The 17,406-nt window shown below is 68.4% G+C and carries 17 protein-coding genes and 1 tRNA gene; 6 read left to right on the top strand and 12 right to left on the bottom strand.

From position 1 onward, the window contains the following. Positions 1-58: 58 nt before the first annotated feature. A complete protein-coding gene (locus tag AVMA1855_RS04420; protein WP_284424774.1) occupies positions 59-1,066 on the bottom strand; it encodes a M23 family metallopeptidase in 1,008 nt (335 codons plus the stop codon). A gap of 4 nt (positions 1,067-1,070) precedes the next feature. On the opposite strand from AVMA1855_RS04420, the gene AVMA1855_RS04425 reads away from it, so the two are divergent. Continuing rightward, the gene (locus AVMA1855_RS04425) at positions 1,071-1,370 is read left to right on the top strand and encodes a hypothetical protein (protein ID WP_272565530.1); all 300 of its coding nucleotides are present in this window, start codon (positions 1,071-1,073) and stop codon (positions 1,368-1,370) included. A gap of 49 nt (positions 1,371-1,419) precedes the next feature. Here AVMA1855_RS04425 and AVMA1855_RS04430 read toward each other — a convergent pair. The 6 genes from AVMA1855_RS04430 to petA form a co-directional block, all read right to left on the bottom strand. Next, positions 1,420-1,495: transfer RNA gene (locus tag AVMA1855_RS04430), tRNA-Thr, on the bottom strand. Positions 1,496-1,544: 49 nt separating this feature from the next. Continuing rightward, positions 1,545-2,078 carry a ClpXP protease specificity-enhancing factor gene (locus AVMA1855_RS04435; protein ID WP_284424775.1) on the bottom strand — a complete coding sequence of 178 codons (534 nt, stop codon included), beginning with the start codon at positions 2,076-2,078 and terminating at the stop codon, positions 1,545-1,547. 33 nt (positions 2,079-2,111) lie between these two features. After that, a complete protein-coding gene (locus AVMA1855_RS04440) occupies positions 2,112-2,723 on the bottom strand; it encodes a glutathione S-transferase N-terminal domain-containing protein (protein WP_272565532.1) in 612 nt (203 codons plus the stop codon). A 99-nt stretch (positions 2,724-2,822) separates the two neighbouring features. Beyond that, on the bottom strand, positions 2,823-3,578 hold the full coding sequence (locus AVMA1855_RS04445; RefSeq protein WP_272565533.1) for a cytochrome c1: 756 nt from the start codon (positions 3,576-3,578) through the stop codon (positions 2,823-2,825). A gap of 20 nt (positions 3,579-3,598) precedes the next feature. After that, on the bottom strand, positions 3,599-5,014 hold the full coding sequence (locus AVMA1855_RS04450; protein ID WP_284424747.1) for a cytochrome b: 1,416 nt from the start codon (positions 5,012-5,014) through the stop codon (positions 3,599-3,601). An 11-nt stretch (positions 5,015-5,025) separates the two neighbouring features. After that, positions 5,026-5,625: a ubiquinol-cytochrome c reductase iron-sulfur subunit gene (gene petA, locus AVMA1855_RS04455; RefSeq protein WP_272565535.1), complete on the bottom strand. Its 600-nt coding sequence runs from the start codon at positions 5,623-5,625 to the stop codon at positions 5,026-5,028. Between the two features lie 136 nt (positions 5,626-5,761). On the opposite strand from petA, the gene mscL reads away from it, so the two are divergent. Continuing rightward, positions 5,762-6,190 carry a large conductance mechanosensitive channel protein MscL gene (gene mscL, locus AVMA1855_RS04460; protein ID WP_284393702.1) on the top strand — a complete coding sequence of 143 codons (429 nt, stop codon included), beginning with the start codon at positions 5,762-5,764 and terminating at the stop codon, positions 6,188-6,190. 55 nt (positions 6,191-6,245) lie between these two features. Here the strand turns inward: mscL and pdxA are convergent, their stop codons facing one another. The 3 genes from pdxA to AVMA1855_RS04475 all read right to left on the bottom strand — a co-directional run bounded on the left by pdxA (position 6,246) and on the right by AVMA1855_RS04475 (position 9,390). After that, positions 6,246-7,334: a 4-hydroxythreonine-4-phosphate dehydrogenase PdxA gene (gene pdxA / locus AVMA1855_RS04465; protein WP_284424748.1), complete on the bottom strand. Its 1,089-nt coding sequence runs from the start codon at positions 7,332-7,334 to the stop codon at positions 6,246-6,248. Positions 7,335-7,415: 81 nt separating this feature from the next. After that, a complete protein-coding gene (lolD, locus tag AVMA1855_RS04470; RefSeq protein ID WP_284424749.1) occupies positions 7,416-8,144 on the bottom strand; it encodes a lipoprotein-releasing ABC transporter ATP-binding protein LolD in 729 nt (242 codons plus the stop codon). Then, entirely contained in the window at positions 8,137-9,390 is a 1,254-nt protein-coding gene (locus AVMA1855_RS04475; protein ID WP_284424750.1) for a lipoprotein-releasing ABC transporter permease subunit, read from the bottom strand. Before AVMA1855_RS04475 ends, lolD begins: the two co-directional genes overlap by 8 nt. An 82-nt stretch (positions 9,391-9,472) precedes the next feature. Between AVMA1855_RS04475 and AVMA1855_RS04480 the strand changes: the two genes are divergently transcribed. Further along, positions 9,473-10,444 carry a phosphoglycerate mutase gene (locus AVMA1855_RS04480; RefSeq protein ID WP_284424751.1) on the top strand — a complete coding sequence of 324 codons (972 nt, stop codon included), beginning with the start codon at positions 9,473-9,475 and terminating at the stop codon, positions 10,442-10,444. Continuing rightward, positions 10,441-12,156 (top strand): single-stranded-DNA-specific exonuclease RecJ, encoded by a 1,716-nt coding sequence (gene recJ / locus AVMA1855_RS04485; protein ID WP_284424752.1) that lies wholly within the window; start codon positions 10,441-10,443, stop codon positions 12,154-12,156. The genes AVMA1855_RS04480 and recJ overlap by 4 nt, the downstream gene beginning before the upstream one ends. 203 nt (positions 12,157-12,359) lie before the next feature. Here the strand turns inward: recJ and AVMA1855_RS04490 are convergent, their stop codons facing one another. Beyond that, complete coding sequence (locus AVMA1855_RS04490) at positions 12,360-14,234, bottom strand: methyl-accepting chemotaxis protein (protein WP_284424776.1); 1,875 nt, start codon at positions 14,232-14,234, stop codon at positions 12,360-12,362. A gap of 184 nt (positions 14,235-14,418) precedes the next feature. Here AVMA1855_RS04490 and AVMA1855_RS04495 point away from each other — a divergent pair, with 184 nt between their 5' ends. Together AVMA1855_RS04495 and AVMA1855_RS04500 are read left to right on the top strand one after the other, a co-directional pair. Next, positions 14,419-15,282 (top strand): 3',5'-nucleoside bisphosphate phosphatase, encoded by an 864-nt coding sequence (locus AVMA1855_RS04495; protein ID WP_284424753.1) that lies wholly within the window; start codon positions 14,419-14,421, stop codon positions 15,280-15,282. An 11-nt stretch (positions 15,283-15,293) separates the two neighbouring features. Then, a complete protein-coding gene (locus tag AVMA1855_RS04500; RefSeq protein ID WP_272565544.1) occupies positions 15,294-15,929 on the top strand; it encodes an L-threonylcarbamoyladenylate synthase in 636 nt (211 codons plus the stop codon). A gap of 54 nt (positions 15,930-15,983) precedes the next feature. On the opposite strand, the gene AVMA1855_RS04505 is transcribed toward AVMA1855_RS04500, so the two are convergent. Then, positions 15,984-17,249, bottom strand: coding sequence for a methyl-accepting chemotaxis protein (locus AVMA1855_RS04505; protein ID WP_284424754.1), 1,266 nt, complete (start codon positions 17,247-17,249; stop codon positions 15,984-15,986). Between the last annotated feature and the right edge of the window lie 157 nt (positions 17,250-17,406).

The following is a 17,406-nucleotide window of genomic DNA, read 5'->3' on the forward strand; positions in this document are numbered from 1 at the left end:
GCTGCGTTCTCAGGTTGCAAGTTGCGCAACCCGGGTCGGCAGGTCCGGACCGCGGATTTTACCTGCGCGGGGTGACCGGCTGGCCATCGGCCTTTTGGGGCGGTCCGGCACTGGCCACGCGGGTGGAGGGGGCCTGGGCTCCGGCCATCAGGAATTTTTGCGGATCCTGCGGAACACCCTGCACCAGCACCTCGAAATGCAGGTGGGGACCGGTGGAGCGGCCCGTCGTGCCGACCTCGGCGATCTTCTGGCCGCGGCGCACGAGGTCGCCGCGCTTGACCATCGTTTTGGAGGCATGCGCATAGCGGGTGACCAGCTGGTTGCCGTGGTCCACCTCGATCATGTTGCCGTAGGCGGGGTGGTACTCCTGCGCCACCACCACGCCCCCGGCCGCCGCGAGGATGGGCGTGCCCGTGTCCGCCTGGAAGTCCAATCCCGTGTGCAGGGCGGAGTGGCCCGTGATGGGGTCGATGCGCCAGCCGAACGCCGAGCCGAGGAGCTTGCCCAGCACCGGCGCCTGCGTCGGCACCATGTGCTTTCGGATGTGCTGGTCGAACAGCCGCGATTCCACCACGGTCATCAGATCCACACGGCGGTCCGTGAGCTGTGCCAGGTCGTCCAGCGTGCGCTCCAGTTCCTGCATGTCCATGGGATGGCCCGACACCAGCACACCGCCCTGCCCCGGCGGCCGCGAAAGTTCCGACGCCGGCATGCCCGCCAGTCCCAGCACCCGCTCGCCCAGCGACTCCAGCTGCATGACGCGCGCCTGCATCTCGCCGACCTTGCGCGCCATGGCGTCGAGGTTGGCGCGCATGAAGCGGTCGCGCTCTTCCATTTCGTCCTTGGCCACCAGCTTGACCAGCGACCCGACGATGGGCCAGCCTTCGCGCGCGCCCTTGAGAAAGACCCAGTGGTAGAGCATGGCCGCGACCAGCATGATGGTGAACGAGACCAGCAAGCCTGCCGCCATGAGCCGTGTCCCTGTCAGGTGTATGGCCCGGCTTCGCGCCAGCCTGGCGTCCGTGATAATCAAGTGCACTACATTTCTCCGCGCCGCGCGGCGCATTGCCATGAACCGCCGTCACCAAGCCGTCACCCTGCTTCAAGCCACGGAGGAATCCCCCACGTTGGCCAAGCTGGCGGCACTGACACGCGAATCCACGGAGCGGCTCAAGGCCATCGAGCCATTGATCCCCCCCACTTTGCGACCCGCCATTCAGGCAGGGCCGATCGAAGGCCCGACATGGTGCCTGCTGGTGCGCAGCAACGCAGCGGCGGCCAAGGTACGTCAGCTGCTGCCTGCCTTGCAGGCGCATTTGCGCACTCGGGGGTGGGAGGTTAACTCCATTCGCCTCAAAATCCAAACCTGAAGCCCGCAAGGGAAGGCATGGCAAAGGGGAGACGAAAAAGAGGGAAAGATGGTGCCGATTGTCGGAATCGAACTGACGACCTACCGCTTACAAGGCGGGTGCTCTACCAACTGAGCTAAATCGGCGAAGGCTGCATTCTAGCCGCGCGAAATGCGCCGCAGCCGCACGGCAACGCTATTTGACACGCTTGAGCGAGGGCCGGCCACCGGCGCCCGGCGACGTCGGCCGGGGCGGCGCACCACCGTCGTCCGGGGGCGAATCGGTGGACACCAGTTGCACCACACGGTCGTCCGCGCCCGTCGAAGGCTCGGACTCTGCGGGTGCGGAGGTGGCCGTTCTGAGGACCGAGGAAGACAGCACGCCGCCTTCGCTCGGCTCCAGCACGTCCACCGGCGGCGGAAAGGCCATGCCCTGGCCATTCTCGCGCGCGTAGATGGCAATCACGCGACCCACGGGGACCATGATGTCGCGCGGCTTGCCGCCGAAGCGCGCCTTGAACTCGATGAAATCGTTGCCCAGTTGCAACGCGCTGGTCGCGTCGTAGCTGATGTTGAGCACGATCTCGCCATCCTTCACATACTCGCGCGGCACCTGCACCGAGTCGTCCACCCGCACGGCAACGTAGGGCGTGAGCCCGTTGTCGGTGCACCACTCATACAAGGCCCGGATGAGATAGGGGCGAGTGGAGGTGGAATCCTGGGCGTTCATCATGGTGGCGTGCGGGAAGGAAGGATTGCGCAATCACTTGCGCATGACTTTTTCGGAAGGCGTCAGCGCTTCGATGTACGCAGGACGCGAGAAGATGCGCTCAGCATACTTGAGCAGCGGCGCGGCGTTCTTGCTCAGGTCGATGCCGTAGTAATCCAGGCGCCAGAGCAGCGGCGCGATGGCCACGTCCAGCATCGAGAAATTCTCGCCAAGCATGTACTTGTTCTTGAGGAACACGGGCGCCAGTTGCGTGAGGCGGTCGCGGATGTGGGCGCGGGCTTTTTCCAGCGCTTTCTCGTTGCCCTTGGTGGCACGCGACTCGAGGATGTTCACGTGAACGAACAGTTCCTTCTCGAAGTTCAGCAGGAACAGGCGCACGCGGGCGCGGTCCACCGGGTCGCCGGGCATCAGTTGCGGATGCGGGAAGCGCTCGTCGATGTATTCGTTGATGATGTTCGACTCGTACAGGATCAGGTCGCGCTCGACCAGGATCGGCACCTGTCCGTAAGGGTTCATCACGCTGATGTCTTCGGGCTTGTTGTACAGGTCCACATCGCGGATCTCGAAGTCCATTCCCTTCTCGAACAGAACGAAACGGCAGCGATGGGAGAAGGGACAGGTCGTACCCGAATAAAGCACCATCATGGTGAGAGGCTCCTAAAAATCAAAAAGAGTGGGCGCAGGATGCGTCCACTCTGAAAACCTGGGCAGCGCCAGGTCTGGCGCCGCAGGCGGTTGGTGCGGTTACTTGATGTCTTTCCAGAAAGCTGCGTTGAGCCTCCAGGCAATCACCGTGAACACACCGAGGAAAATCAAAACCCAGACGCCGACGCGCAACCGGGTATTTTGCGCTGGCTCGCCCATCCATTGCAGGTAATTGACGAGATCACCCACGGCCTGGTCGTATTGGAGGGGGCTCATTGTGCCCGGACTCACCTGCGTCCAGCCCTTGAAGACTTCCGTCTTGTGGCCATGGCTCTCCTGCTGTTCGAACACGGGGCGCCGGTCGCCCTGCAATTGCCAGAGCACGTGCGGCATGCCGACACTCGGGAAGGCGAGATTATTCCATCCCGTGGCCTTGGTCTCGTCGCGGTAGAAAGTGCGCAGGAAGGTATAGAGGTAATCCGCCCCCGTTCCGCCATGGCCGGCGCGCGAGCGGGCGATCACCGTGAGGTCGGGCGGATTGGCGCCGAACCAGTCCTTGGCCTGGCGCGGATCGATGGTGGACTTCATGGTCTCGCCCACCTTTTCGGTGGTGAACAGCAGGTTGTCCTTGATCTGCTGGTCGGTGAGGCCGATGTCCTTCAGGCGGTTGAACCGCATGAACGCGGCCGAGTGGCAGCTCAGGCAGTAGTTGACGAAGAGCTTGGCGCCGTTTTGCAGCGAGGCCGTGTCGTTGGTCTGGACAGGTGCCTTGTCCCAGGCGATGCCGCCTTCGGCAGCCTGCGCGCCCGTGGCGATGCCCAGGGCCGCGATCAGCGTGAGGATGATTTTTTTCATGGGATGGGTCTCCTGCCTGCTCAATGCGCCTTGAAGATCACGCGGTCCGGCACGGGCTTGGGCTCGCCGAGCCGGCTCCACCAGGGCATGAGCAGGAAGAAACCGAAATAGAACAGGGTGCCGACCTGCGAGACACGCTCGCCCAGCGGCGACGGTGGCTGCACGCCCAGATAGGCCAGTGCGACGAAGTTGATCACGAAGATGCCGTACATGTACTTGTGCCAGCCCGGACGGTAGCGGATCGACTTGACCGGGCTCATGTCCAGCCAGGGCAGGAAGAACAGGATGATGACGGCGCCGCCCATCACGACCACGCCCCAGAACTTGGCGTCGATCGACAGCATGAGGGCGATGGCCGCTGCCGCGATGGCCACGATCGCCACCTTGATGAAGACCGGCAGGCGGCCCTTGACCACGCCGAAGCCGGCGGCCAGCACCACGCACGCGATGAGGGCGTACATCATCTCGCTGGTGATGGCGCGCAGCATGGAATAGAACGGCGTGAAGTACCAGACGGGCGCGATGTGGGCGGGCGTCTTGAGCGGATCGGCCGGGATGAAGTTGTTGTACTCGAGGAAGTAGCCACCGAACTCGGGCGCGAAGAACACCACGGCCGAGAAGATGAACAGGAACACGCAGACCCCGAAGATGTCATGCACCGTGTAGTAGGGGTGGAACGGGATGCCGTCCAGCGGGTGGCCCTTGTCGTCGCGGGGGGCGTTGGGGCCCTTGATCTCCACGCCGTCGGGGTTGTTGGAGCCCACGTCGTGCAGCGCCAGCAGATGCGCCACCACCAGGCCCAGCAGCACCAGCGGCACGGCGATCACGTGGAAGCTGAAGAAGCGGTTCAGCGTGGCATCGCCCACCACGTAGTCGCCGCGGATCAGCAGCGCGAGGTCGGGACCGATGAAGGGGATGGCCGCGAACAGGTTCACGATCACCTGGGCGCCCCAGTACGACATCTGGCCCCAGGGCAGCAGGTAGCCCATGAACGCCTCGGCCATCAGCGACAGGAAGATGGCGCAGCCGAAGATCCAGACCAGTTCGCGCGGCTTGCGGTACGAGCCGTAGAGCAGCCCGCGGAACATGTGCAGGTACACCACCACGAAGAACGCCGAGGCGCCCGTGGAGTGCATGTAGCGGATCAGCCAGCCCCACGGCACGTCGCGCATGATGTACTCGACCGACTCGAAGGCCTTCGACGCGTCGGGCTTGTAGTGCATCACCAGGAAGATGCCGGTGACGATCTGGATCACCAGCACCAGCAGGGCCAGCGAGCCGAAGATGTACCAGAAGTTGAAGTTCTTCGGCGCGTAGTACTCCGACATGTGGACGCGGTAGGCGTCGAACGCGGTCGGGAACCGGTTCTCGAACCAGTTGGTCACTTTGGCGCCGGTGGAGGCGTTGGGGGAGATGTCCTTGAATTCGTGGGCCATGTCGTGTTCCCTCATGCCTTCTTGTCTTCACCGATCAGGAGCTTGGTCTCCGACAGGTACATGTGGGGAGGCACTTCCAGGTTGTCCGGCGCCGGCTTGTTCTTGAATACGCGGCCGGCCATGTCGAACGTGGAGCCGTGGCAGGGGCACAGGAAGCCGCCCTTCCAGTCGTCGGGCAGCGAAGGCTGCGCACCGGGCACGAACTTGTCCGAAGGCGAGCAGCCCAGGTGGGTGCAGATGCCCACGGCCACGAGGATTTCAGGCTTGATGGAACGCGCTTCGTTACGGGCGTATTCGGGGGTGAGTTCGCTCGGCTTGCGCTCCGACTTCGGGTCGGCCAGCTGTGCATCCAGCGAGGGCAGCGCGGCGAGCTGGTCGGGCGTGCGCTTGATGATCCACACGGGCTTGCCGCGCCATTCGACCGTGATTTTCTCGCCCGGCTTGAGATCGGAAATATCGACTTCGACCGCGGCGCCTGCCGCCTTGGCCTTCTCGGAAGGCTGGAACGTGCTCACGAACGGTACGGCGGTTGCTACGCCGCCCACGGCACCAGCGCAGCCAGAGGCGATGAGCCACGTCCGCTTGCTGGAGTCGATAGGAGTTTCACTCATGGGTGTCCTCGTTGTACTTCGCTGGGTGGGGCAATCGCGGAATTGTAGCGGAGTGAAAATGGGTATTCCTAGGCGTTAACACCCCTAAACCTGCGCAATACTGCGAGGGTTTTCAGCTATATCAAGGAGGGGCGAAATGAGCATCGCAAAGGAATTCAAAGAGTTCGCAATCAAAGGTAATGTGGTAGACCTTGCGGTCGGCGTGATCATCGGCGGCGCCTTCGGCAAGATCGTCGATTCGGTGGTCGGCGACCTGATCATGCCGGTGGTGGGGCTGGTCTTCGGCCGGCTGGATTTCTCCAACCTGTTCGTGGTGCTGGGCACCGTGCCGCCCGGCGTGCCGCAGACGCTGGACGCGCTCAAGAAGGCCGGCGTTCCGGTGCTGGCCTACGGCAACTTCATCACCGTGGCGGTCAACTTCCTGATCCTGGCTTTCATCATCTTCATGATGGTCAAGCAGATCAACCGCCTCAAGCGCCAGGCGCCGGCCCCCGCGCCGGCCCCGGTGGCGACGCCGGAAGACATCGTGCTGCTGCGCGAGATCCGCGACAGCCTCAAGCGCTGAAAGCCAGGGCGCGCGGCGCGCCCGGAGCCCCCGGCACGGGCGGCCTCCCGGTCGCTCAGGCGGCCGAGGCCAGCCGCCGCGCCATGCGCACGGCCTCGATCAGGCTGGAGGCATCCGCGATGCCCTGTCCGGCGATGTCGAACGCCGTGCCGTGGTCGGGGCTGGTGCGCACCAGCGGCAGGCCGAGCGTCACGTTCACGCCCTTGTCCACGCCCAGGTACTTGACCGGGATCAGCCCCTGGTCGTGGTACATCGCAAGCACGGCATCGAACTCGCCCCCGCGCTGCGGCGTGTGGCGTGCCCGCATGAAGATGGTGTCCGGGGCGTAGGGGCCGTGCGCGTCCACGCCCAGGCGGCGCGCGGCCTCGACGGCCGGGGCGATCACTTCCAGCTCTTCACGGCCGAACAGGCCGCCCTCGCCCGCGTGCGGATTGAGCCCCGCCACGCCGATGCGCGGCGCGCGGCCCAGGCTGCGCGAGAGCGCTTCGTGGGTGATGCGCAGCGAGTCCAGCACGTTCTCGCGCGTGACGGCCGCGATCGCATCGCGCAGCGAGACGTGGATGCTCACCAGCACGGTGCGCAGCTCGTCGCTCGCCAGCATCATGCGCACGGGCATGCCGGCCAGCGGCACGCCGGCATGGCGTGCCGCCTCGGCCTGCAGCAGTTCGGTGTGGCCGGGAAAATCCACGCCCGCGGCGCTCAGCGCTTCCTTGTGCAGCGGCGCGGTGACCAGGGCGGCGATGTCGCCGCGCAGGGCGGCCCGCGCGGCCCAGACCACGCAGTCAGCCGCGGCCCGGCCGGCCTGGGCGCTCACCTGCCCGAAGGGCACCGGCCCCGGCAACCCCGGCAGGGGCCACACCGGCAGGCAGCGCGGCGGCACGCCGGCCACGCCGGCCACGCCGGCCACGTCGGCCACGTCGGCCGGCGCCTCCAGGGTGGCCACGGGCAGCGATGGCTCGCCGGGCCGCTGGATGCACTGGGCGGCCCGTCGCAGCGTGGCCAGATCGCCCACGGCGAAGCAGCCGCGCAGGTCGTCCGGCGCATCGCGGAACGCCTTGGCCACGATTTCAGGGCCGATGCCGGCCGGATCGCCCTGGGTGATGGCCAGGGGCGGCAGGGCGAGGGAAGAGTCGGATGAAGGCATGAATCGGGCTCTAGCGCATATGTTTCTAGGGCATTTAGCTATTAATTTAATAGCATTAAAAACCCATTGACGGCCCAGGGCTCACGCCAGCACGCCCGAGGTCAGCCGCACCACGCGGTCGCAGCGCGCGGCGAGCGACTCGTCATGGGTGACCATCACGAACGCCGTGCCTTTGTCGCGCGCGAGCTGCAGCATCAGTTGGAACACCCCGTCGGCGGTGGCCCGGTCCAGGTTGCCCGTGGGCTCGTCGGCCAGCACGCAGGCGGGCCGGGTGACCAGGGCCCGCGCGATCGCCACGCGCTGGCGCTCGCCGCCGGACAGCTCGGCCGGCCGGTGCTGCACCCGGCCGCCCAGCCCCACGGCGGTGAGCATCTCGACCGCCTGCGCCACGCAGTCGGCATACGGCATGCGGCGGATGCGCAGCGGCATGGCCACGTTGTCCTGCGCGCTGAACTCCGGCAGCAGGTGGTGGAACTGGTAGATGAACCCGAGGTGCTGGTTGCGCAGTTGCCCCTGGCGGTCGGCCGAGAGCGTGTCGAAGGCCTTGCCCTGCAGCTGCACGCTGCCGGCGGTGGGCGCATCCAGCCCGCCCAACAGGTGCAGCAGCGTGCTCTTGCCGGAGCCCGAAGCGCCGACGATGGCGAGCGTCTCGCCGGCATGCACATCCAGGTCCACCCCTTGCAGCACGGTGACGTCCAGGCGGCCTTCGGTGAAGCGCTTGGTCAGGCCCCGGGCCTGCAGGACCACCGCCCCGCGGGCGGCGGGAGCGGCATGGGGCGCGGCGGCGCCGGGCGTGGACAGGTCATTCATAGCGCAGGGCCTCCGCGGGGTTCACGCGGCTCGCGCGCCAGCTGGGATAGAGCGTGGCCACGAAGGCCAGCACCAGGGAGATGATGCCGATGGGCACGATGTCGCTGCTTTGCGGCTCGCTCGGCATCTTGCTGATGAGGTAGATGTCCTTGGGCAGGAAGCTCGCGTTCAGCGCGTGCTCGATGGCCGGCACGATCACGTCGATGTTCACCGCGATCCCCAGGCCCAGCAGCAGGCCGGCCAGCGTGCCGATGACGCCCACCATCGCGCCCTGCACCACGAAGATGCCCATGATGCTGCCCGGGCTCGCGCCCAGGGTGCGCAGGATGGCGATGTCCGCGCGCTTGTCGGTCACGGTCATCACCAGCGTGGACACGAGGTTGAACGCCGCCACCGCCACGATGAGCGTGAGGATGATGAACATCATGCGTTTTTCCAGCTGCACGGCGGCGAACCAGGTGCGGTTCTGCTGCGTCCAGTCGCGGATCAGCAGGTCGCCGGTGAGCGAGTGCGCCAGCTCCTGCGCCACCTGGGGCGCGCGGTGCAGGTCCTTGAGCTTGAGGCGGATGCCGGTCGGCCCCTCCAGGCGGAAGATGCGTTCTGCGTCCTCGTGGTGCAGCAGCACCAGCGCCGAGTCGTATTCGTAATGCCCCGAGTTGAACGTGCCCGCCACCGTCATCTGCTTGAGGCGGGGCACCACGCCCGCGGGCGTGACCTGTCCGCCCGGCGCGATCAGCGTGACCGCGTCGCCCAGGCGCACGCCCAGGGCGCGGGCCAGTTCGCTGCCCAGCACCACGCGGAACTCGCCCGGCACCAGGGCCTTGAGGGCGTCGACGTTGGCGGCGGCCAGGTCGGTCACATCGCCTTCGCGCAGCGGGTCGATGCCGCGAACCAGCGTGCCCTTCATGTCCTCGCCACGCCCCAGCAGCGCCTGCGCGGAGACGAACGGCGCCGCGCCCACGACCTCGGGGTTGGCCCGCGCCTGGGCCAGCGTGCGCGGCATGTCGGGCAGCGCCGCGCCGTGGGGGGCGAAGATCTCGATGTGCGAGACCACGCTCAGCATGCGGTCGCGCACCTCTTTCTGAAAGCCGTTCATCACGCTGAGCACGATGATGAGCGCCGCCACGCCGAGCGCGATGCCCAGCATGGAGACGCCCGAGATGAACGAGATGAAGCCGTTGCGCCGCGTGGCGCGCCCGGCCCGGGTGTAGCGCCAGCCCAGGGCCAGCTCGTAGGGAATTTGCATGGGTGTGATGGAAGGCCCGCCGCCGCTCTGGAAATGTCGGCCACCGGGCGGCGCCGATTGTGGCATCCCGGACAATACGCCCATGTCGGACACCCCCCATTTGCTCATTCCGTTCGCGGCCAGCCCCTCGGACGGATGCCAGCAGGCCTTGCAGGACCTCGCCCTGCCCCACCTCGACCGGCTGCTCGCCCGCCTGCCGGCCCCCGCCACCGACCCCGGAGACGAGACCGATTTCATCCCCCCCCACGAGCGCGCCCTGGCCCGCCACCTGGGTTTGCCGGCCACCCGCCGCCAGGCGCCCTGGGCCGCCTGGCATCAGCGCCAGACCGGAGTCACTGGCGCCGATGGCGACGGCGGCACGGCCTGGGCCTTCGTCACCCCCTGCGAATGGCGCGTGACCACCGAGCACGTCACCGTCGGCGATCCGGCCGCGCTGCGCCTGGACGAAGCCGCATCGCGCGCGCTGCTGGCCATCGTGGCGCCCTGGTTCGCCGAGGACGGCATCGTGCTCGCCTATGAGCAGCCCACGCGCTGGCTGGCGCACGGCGCCGTGTTCGAAGGGGTCGCCACCGCCTCGCTGGACCGCGTGATCCAGCGCGACGTGCGCGCCTGGATGCCCGATGCGCTAAAGGCCCGCCTGCTGCACCGCCTGCAAAGCGAGATGCAGATGCTGCTCTACACCCATGCCTTCAACGACGCGCGTGCGGCGCAGGGCCTGGGGCCGGTCAACTCCTTCTGGGTGCACGGCACCGGATCGCTGCCGCCCGCCGCCCCGGGCGCGGCACCGGCGGCCCCGCCGCCCGAAATGCCCACCGCCCTGCGCGATGCCGCCCTGGCCGAGGACTGGCGCACCTGGCGCGCGGCTTGGCAGGCGTTGGACAGCGGCCCGGTCGCCCGGCTGGCCGACCACGTGGCCGCCGGCGGCGCGGCGCGGCTCACGCTGTGCGGCGAGCGCAGCGCGCTCACCTGGCAGACGGGGCCGCGCGGATTCGTGCAAAGGATTCAAAGCCTTTTCCGGCCCCAGCGCATGAAAGACTACGGCACATTGCTATGAAAATAGTAGCAAGAGACATTCCGCCGCGCGCCGCCTGGGCGCTCGAGCAGGCCGGCGTGCACCCCCTGCTGGCACGGCTGTACGCCGCCCGCGGCGTGTGCGGCAAGGACGAACTGGACGATGGCCTGGCCCGGCTGCTGCCCCCCGACACCCTGCGCGGCACGCGCGAGGCCGCCGTGCTGCTGGCCGACGCCATCGCGCAGGACCGCCGCCTCATCGTGGTGGCCGACTACGACTGCGACGGCGCCACCGCCTGCGCCGTGGCCGTGCGCGGCCTGCGCCTGCTGGGCGCGCGGCAGGTGGACTACCTGGTGCCCGACCGCGTGGCGGACGGCTACGGCCTGACCCCCAGCATCGCGCGCCGCGTGCACGAGCGCGGCGCCGACATGCTCATCACCGTGGACAACGGCATCGCCAGCGTGGACGGCGTGGCCGAGGCCAAGGCGCTGGGCCTGCAGGTGCTCGTCACCGACCACCACCTGCCCGGCCCCGCGCTGCCGCTGGCCGATGCCATGGTCAACCCCAACCAGCCCGGCTGCACCTTCGAGAGCAAATCCATCGCCGGCGTGGGCGTCATGTTCTACGTGCTGATGGCGCTGCGCGCCGAGCTGCGCGAACGCGGCGTGTTCGACAAGGCCAGCCAACCCAAGCTGGAGCCGCTGCTGCCGCTCGTCGCGCTGGGCACCGTGGCCGACGTGGTGCGCCTCGACAGCAACAACCGCCGCCTGGTGGCGCAGGGCCTGCGCCGCATCCGCGCGGGCGCCATGCCGGCGGGCATCGCCGCGCTGTTCGACGCCGCGGGCCGCAAGGCGCCCGTGGCGACCACCTTCGACTTCGGCTTCGCCCTGGGGCCGCGCATCAACGCCGCGGGGCGCCTGGCGGACATGACGCTGGGCATCGAATGCCTGCTGACGGACGACCCCGGCCGCGCCGCCGAACTCGCCCGCACGCTCGATGCCATCAACCGCGAGCGCCGCGAGATCGAGGGCGGCATGCGCGAGCAAGCGCTGCTCATGGCCGAGAGCCTGTTCGAGGAAGGCACCGAGCCCCCACCGGCCATCAGCGTGTTCGACCCCGACTTCCACGAAGGCGTGGTGGGCATCGTCGCCTCGCGCATCAAGGACAAGCTGCACCGCCCGACCTTCGTCTTCGCCGCCAGCGCCGCGCCGGGCAAGGGGCACGAACTCAAGGGCTCGGGGCGGTCCATTCCGGGCTTTCACCTGCGCGATGCGCTCGACCTCGTGGCCAAGCGCCACCCGGGCACGCTGCTCAAGTTCGGCGGCCATGCCATGGCGGCCGGCTGCACGGTGGCCGAGGAACACTTCGCCACCTTCGAGCGCGCCTTCGCCCTGGTGGCGCAGGAGTGGCTGGACGCCGCAACGCTCACCCGCCGGCTCGACACCGACGGCCCCCTGGCCCCCGAATACTGCCGCGCGGACATGGTGGACACCCTGCACCGCGAGGTCTGGGGCCAGGGCTTTGCGCCGCCCACCTTCAGCGAAGAGGTCGAGGTGCTGTCGCAGCGCCTGGTGGGCGAGAACAAGCACCACCTGTCGCTCAAGCTGCTGCACCAGGGCCAGCCGGTGGATGGCATCTGGTTCGGCCACACCGAGCCGCTGCCCTCGCGCGTGCTGCTGGCGTTCCGGCTGGACGTGAACGAGTGGAAGGGCGAGCGGCGGGTGCAGTTTCTGGTGGAAGGCGCGCAGCTTTGAAGGGGCCGCGCCGGGCCATCGTGCGGCCCGGCGGGCACGGGCGCTGCCGGGGCCCATTCACGGTGAAACAGGCCTCACGCCGGCGGATCGATTGCCCGATTAGCTATTAATTTTGTAGCAAACAGCCCCTGCCGCGTTGAGCGCCCGGGTGCCGGGCGCCGGGGCCTGCGCCTGGCTTGGCCCGCACCCGGCGTCCCGGTTTTTCAGAACGTTTCCCAATCATCCTCGGAGCCGGACGCCGACCGCGCCGCGGCCGGGCGCGGCGCTGCGGCGGCGCTGGCGGCGCGAGGCGCGGCTGCGGGTGCTGCAGCGGGTGCCTTGGCCGAAGGCGCCCGGGGCGCGGCCGCCGCAGCGGGTTTGGCAGGTTTCACGGGCGCCGCCGCGCTGGTCCGGGTGGCTGGCGCGGCGAGCGCTGCCGGCGCAGCGGCTGCCGGGACGCGTGCCGGCGCTGCGGCCGAACGGTTCGGCGCCACAGCGGGCACCGGGCGCGGCGCGGCAGGCCGCGCGGGGGCCGGGATCGGCGCCCTCGCCACGGCCACCGCCCCCACGTTGAACACAGACACGACCTGCGACAGCCGCTGCGCCTGGTCGCGCATCGCCGTGGCGGCAGCGCTCGACTGCTCCACCAGCGCGGCGTTCTGCTGGGTCATCTGGTCCAGGTTGCTCACGGCCTGGTTCACCTGGGCAATGCCATCGCGCTGCTCGGTGGACGACGCGGTGATCTCGCCGATCAGGTCGGACACGCGCTGCACGCTGCCGACGATCTCCTCCATGGTCTGGCCGGCCTGCGCCACCTGTTGCGAACCCGACTCCACGTTGCGCACGGAGGTGTCGATCAGCAGCTTGATCTCCTTGGCCGCCTCGGCCGAGCGCTGCGCCAGGCTGCGCACCTCCGACGCCACCACCGCGAAGCCCCGGCCCTGCTCGCCCGCGCGGGCCGCTTCCACGGCCGCGTTCAAGGCCAGGATGTTGGTCTGGAAGGCGATGCCGTCGATCACGCCGATGATGTCGCTGATCTTGCGCGAGCTGTCGGTGATCTGCTGCATGCTGGTCACCACCTGGCCCACCACTTCGCCGCCCCGCCCGGCCACCTGCGCCGCCGTGGACGCGAGCTGGTTGGCCTGGCGCGCCGTGTCGGCGGACTGGGTGACGGTGGCGGTCAGCTCTTCCATGCTGGCCGCCGTCTCCTCGAGGTTGGCGGCGGTCTGTTCGGTGCGGGCGGACAGGTCCTGGTTGCCGGTGGCGATCTCGGTGGAGGCGGAGGACACCGACTCCACGCCCGAGCGCACCTCGGCCACCACGCCGCGCAGGCGCGCCGCCATGGCGGACAGCGAGCGAAGCAGGTGGCCCAGCTCATCCTTGCGCGCGTCCTGCACGTCGACGGTCAGATCGCCCTCGGCGATGGCGTCGGCCAGGCCCACGGCGCGGTCCAGCGGCTGGGTGATCGAATGCACCGTGAGGTACGCCAGGAACACGCCCAGCAACATCACCAGGGCAGCAATCGCCGCGCCGATCCAGTGCGCCTTTTCCCGCTGGCGCCGGCCCTCGGCCTTGGCCGCTTCGCGCTGGCCCTCCTGCTGCTCGACGAAGGTCTCCTGGGTCTGGATGTACTTGGCGACGGCAGGCAGCAAAGTGTCGTCCACGAGCTTGCGGGTGGCGTCGATGTCCCCACGGCCTTCCTGGGCCTGGGCGGTGATCTTGAGCACGGCGGTGCGCTCGGCGGAGACGCGTTCGAGCTGGGCCTTTTCCTCGGGCGCCACGGCCTGCGCGATGATCTTCTTCTGGATCTCGGTGATGGCGGCGATGTCGTTCTTGACCAGCGCCTTCATGCGCGTGCTCAGCACCTCGTCGGTGGTGACCGCGCTGACCACCACGCGCTCCACGGCCAACTGTGTCATGCCCTTCCAGCGCAAGGCCAGCGAGATGCGGTCTTCATTGGCCTGGACCATGGCGGTGGTGTCGGCATCCACGCGGGCCGTGTAGGCCACGAGAGCATAGACCAGCAGCAGCATGCTGCCCATGAGGCCGAGGATGATGAGCCACAGCTTGCGGCCAACGGAAAGGTTTTGGAAGTTAATCGGGAAATGGGCGAAGGTGAAGAAGCGCAAAAAAGCGCACGGCAGACGATGCAACGCGTGAAACGTTACCGCCGTGCACTTTTGCTTACATTTTCAGTGGTTGCGCCGATGGGCGTCAGCCGGGTTTTCCATACCTGGTGCGAGATTGCGACACACGGGAGGGCCAGCGCCCTAGAATCGATCCGTGTCCATCCTTCTCAACGCCGACCTGCACTGCCACTCCGTGGTTTCCGACGGCACGCTCACGCCCGAGGAACTGGCCGCCCGGGCGCATGCCAACGGCGTGCAGCTGTGGGCCCTGACGGACCACGACGAGATCGGTGGCCAGCACCGCGCCATGGCCGCCGCCGCATCGCACGGCCTGCCCTACCTCACCGGCGTGGAGATCTCGGTCACCTTCGCCGACACCACGGTGCACATCGTCGGCCTGGGATTCGATCCGGACGACCGGCAGCTCAGCCAGGGCCTGGCCGCCACCCGTGGGGGGCGCGGCGAGCGCGCGATGGAAATGTCCCGCCAGCTGGCCCAGGTGGGCATCCGCGGTGCCTACGAGGGCGCCCTGCGCTATGTGGGCAATCCGGAACTCATCTCCCGCACCCATTTCGCGCGCTTTCTGGTGGAAACGGGCGTGTGCCGCGACACCTCCGAGGTGTTCCGCAAATACCTCACCGAAGGCAAGCCCGGCTACGTTCCCCACCGCTGGGCCACGCTCGGCAATGCGGTGCGCTGGATCCACGAGGCCGGCGGCATCGCCGTCATCGCGCATCCGGCCCGCTACAAGTTCAGCGCGAACGCCGAGTACGCGCTCTTCACCGAATTCATCCAGCATGGCGGCCGGGGGGTGGAAGTGGTGACCGGCAGCCATTCCGTGGCCGAGTACGGCGTGTATGCCGCCATGGCCACCGAATTGAACCTCGCCGCGTCGCGCGGCAGCGACTTCCACAGTCCGGACGAATCGCACACCGACCTGGGCGCCCTGCCCTCGCTGCCCGGCGCATTGCCCCCCGTGTGGGACCTGCTGGCAGACCGCATCCACACCGCCGCCTGAGGACCTTCCCCTTGGCCCAGTATTTCGAAGTCCACCCCGACAACCCACAGCCCCGGCTGCTCAAGCAGGGCGCCGCGCTGCTCAAGCAAGGCGCGGTGCTGGCCGTGCCCACCGACTCCAGCTACGCCCTCGTGTGCCAGCTGGACGACAAGGCGGCCGTGGACCGCCTGCGCCGCATCCGGCAGGTGGACGAAAAGCACCACCTCACCCTGCTGTGCCGCGACCTGTCGGAGCTGGCCAACTACGCCCGCGTGGACAACCGGCAGTACCGCCTGCTCAAGCTGGCGACGCCCGGGCCCTACACCTTCATCCTGGACGCCACCAAGGAAGTGCCCCGCCGCGTGAGCCATCCGCAGCGCAAGACCATCGGCCTGCGCGTGCCGGACCGCAAGGGCCTGCAACTGCTGCTGGAACTGCACGGCGCGCCGCTCCTGGCCACCACCTTCATCGCGCCGGGCGAAACCCTGCCGTTGAACGACCCGCGCGAGATCCGCGAGCGCTACGAGCACCAGATCGACGCCGTCGTCGATGCGGGCGCCTGCCCGCTGGAGCCCACCACCGTGGTGGACCTGACCGACATGTACGACGGCGGCGAACCGCGGGTGGTGCGCGAGGGCCGCGGCAGCCTGCAGGCGCTGGGCCTCTGATGGATGCGGCGCTGACGCGGCACTGAGACGCGAGTCAACGCGCCGCTGCTTCCCTCAGGCCGGCAGGCGCAGAGTGGACGGGCCGTGATGGCCGGGCGAGCCCAGGGCGGGCGTGTCGTCATCGTCCAGCTTGAACGCGCCCACGGCGCGCTGCAGGTCGTTCGCGCGTTCCGACAGCACCGACGCGGCCCGCGCCGCCGCCTCCACCATCGCCGCGTTCTGCTGCGTGGCGCCATCCATGTGCGCGACCGCCTTGTTCACATGGGCGATGCCGTCGCTCTGCTCGTGCAGGGCGTGTGAAATCTCACCCAGCAGGGCAGTGACCTGCCCCACGTCGTGCACGATCTCCTGCATTGTCTTGCCCGCCTGGCCGACCAGGCCAGTGCCGTTCTGCACCTGCTGCACGGACTCCTGGATCAGTGTGCGGATCTCGCGCGCCGCCACGGCGCTGCGCTGGGCCAGGCTGCGCACCTCGGAGGCCACCACCGCGAAGCCCCGGCCCTGCTCGCCCGCGCGGGCGGCCTCCACGGCGGCGTTGAGCGCCAGGATGTTGGTCTGGAACGCGATGCCCTCGATCACCTGGATGATGTCCACGATCTTGTGCGAGCTGCCACTGATGGCCTGCATGGTCTGCACCACCTCGCCCACCACCGCCCCGCCGCGCTCGGCCGTGGCGGACGCGGCCACGGCCAGGCCGCTGGCAGAGCGCGCCCGGTCGGCGTTCTGGCGCACGGTGGAGGTGAGCTGCGCCATGCTCGCGGCCGTCTCGGTCAGGGAGGACACCTGCTCCTGCGTGCGGCGCGACAGATCGGAATTGCCCGAATCGATGTCGCCCGCGCACAGCGTGATCGCATCGGTGGACTGCTTGATGCGCGAGACCAGCTCGGTCAAGGTGTCCTCCATCGTGCCCAGCGCCCCGAGCAGCCGCCCGAAATCGCCCTGCAGATCGGAGCTGAACTCCTTGCTCAGGTCGCCCGCCGCCACGGTTTCGGCGATGACGATGGCCTGGGCCAGGGGGCTCACGATGCCCTGGCGCAGCAGCAGGAACGCGGCAATGGCCACCGCGAACACCAGCCCGCCCAGCACCAGCAGCCACACCCGCACGTCGTCCAGCTGCCCTTGCGCCGCCTGAACGGCCTGCACCAGCGGCATTCGCTGCGCGTCGGCCAGGCCGCCCGCCAGTTGCAACGCCGCGCGGTGCGACGCCTGCGCCCGCCCGATGTCGGTGAGCCCCACGACCACCAGCAGCGCCATCAGCGCCGCGAGCGCCCCGAACGCCAGCACCAGCCGCGTACCAATCTTCAGCCTGTCCAAGCCCATGATCGACTGTCTCCTATGCCTGTTGTATGTCGTTATCGCAGGCAGCCACCGGCGCCCGGCAGTGTGCACAGGCTACGTTTTGCAACATGCCGTGCCATGCTATCAACGATCGCGCCGGACGCCCTCCGTAGTTGCGCTTATGCCGCGGGAAAGGCCC

Source organism: Acidovorax sp. SUPP1855 (genome assembly GCF_030158955.1).
Taxonomy (GTDB): Bacteria; Pseudomonadota; Gammaproteobacteria; order Burkholderiales; family Burkholderiaceae_C; genus Paracidovorax.

What these genes read in the sequence shown, in the direction of transcription:
- AVMA1855_RS04420 (WP_284424774.1), bottom strand. Translation starts at nt 1,066, where the DNA reads ATGCGCCGCGCGGCGCGGAGAAATGTAGTGCACTTGATTATCACGGAC.
- mscL (WP_284393702.1), top strand. Translation starts at nt 5,762, where the DNA reads ATGAGCATCGCAAAGGAATTCAAAGAGTTCGCAATCAAAGGTAATGTG.
- pdxA (WP_284424748.1), bottom strand. Translation starts at nt 7,334, where the DNA reads ATGCCTTCATCCGACTCTTCCCTCGCCCTGCCGCCCCTGGCCATCACC.
- AVMA1855_RS04425 (WP_272565530.1), top strand. Translation starts at nt 1,071, where the DNA reads ATGAACCGCCGTCACCAAGCCGTCACCCTGCTTCAAGCCACGGAGGAA.
- AVMA1855_RS04435 (WP_284424775.1), bottom strand. Translation starts at nt 2,078, where the DNA reads ATGAACGCCCAGGATTCCACCTCCACTCGCCCCTATCTCATCCGGGCC.
- petA (WP_272565535.1), bottom strand. Translation starts at nt 5,625, where the DNA reads ATGAGTGAAACTCCTATCGACTCCAGCAAGCGGACGTGGCTCATCGCC.
- AVMA1855_RS04440 (WP_272565532.1), bottom strand. Translation starts at nt 2,723, where the DNA reads ATGATGGTGCTTTATTCGGGTACGACCTGTCCCTTCTCCCATCGCTGC.
- AVMA1855_RS04450 (WP_284424747.1), bottom strand. Translation starts at nt 5,014, where the DNA reads ATGGCCCACGAATTCAAGGACATCTCCCCCAACGCCTCCACCGGCGCC.
- AVMA1855_RS04480 (WP_284424751.1), top strand. Translation starts at nt 9,473, where the DNA reads ATGTCGGACACCCCCCATTTGCTCATTCCGTTCGCGGCCAGCCCCTCG.
- AVMA1855_RS04445 (WP_272565533.1), bottom strand. Translation starts at nt 3,578, where the DNA reads ATGAAAAAAATCATCCTCACGCTGATCGCGGCCCTGGGCATCGCCACG.
- lolD (WP_284424749.1), bottom strand. Translation starts at nt 8,144, where the DNA reads ATGAATGACCTGTCCACGCCCGGCGCCGCCGCGCCCCATGCCGCTCCC.
- AVMA1855_RS04505 (WP_284424754.1), bottom strand. Translation starts at nt 17,249, where the DNA reads ATGGGCTTGGACAGGCTGAAGATTGGTACGCGGCTGGTGCTGGCGTTC.
- AVMA1855_RS04475 (WP_284424750.1), bottom strand. Translation starts at nt 9,390, where the DNA reads ATGCAAATTCCCTACGAGCTGGCCCTGGGCTGGCGCTACACCCGGGCC.
- recJ (WP_284424752.1), top strand. Translation starts at nt 10,441, where the DNA reads ATGAAAATAGTAGCAAGAGACATTCCGCCGCGCGCCGCCTGGGCGCTC.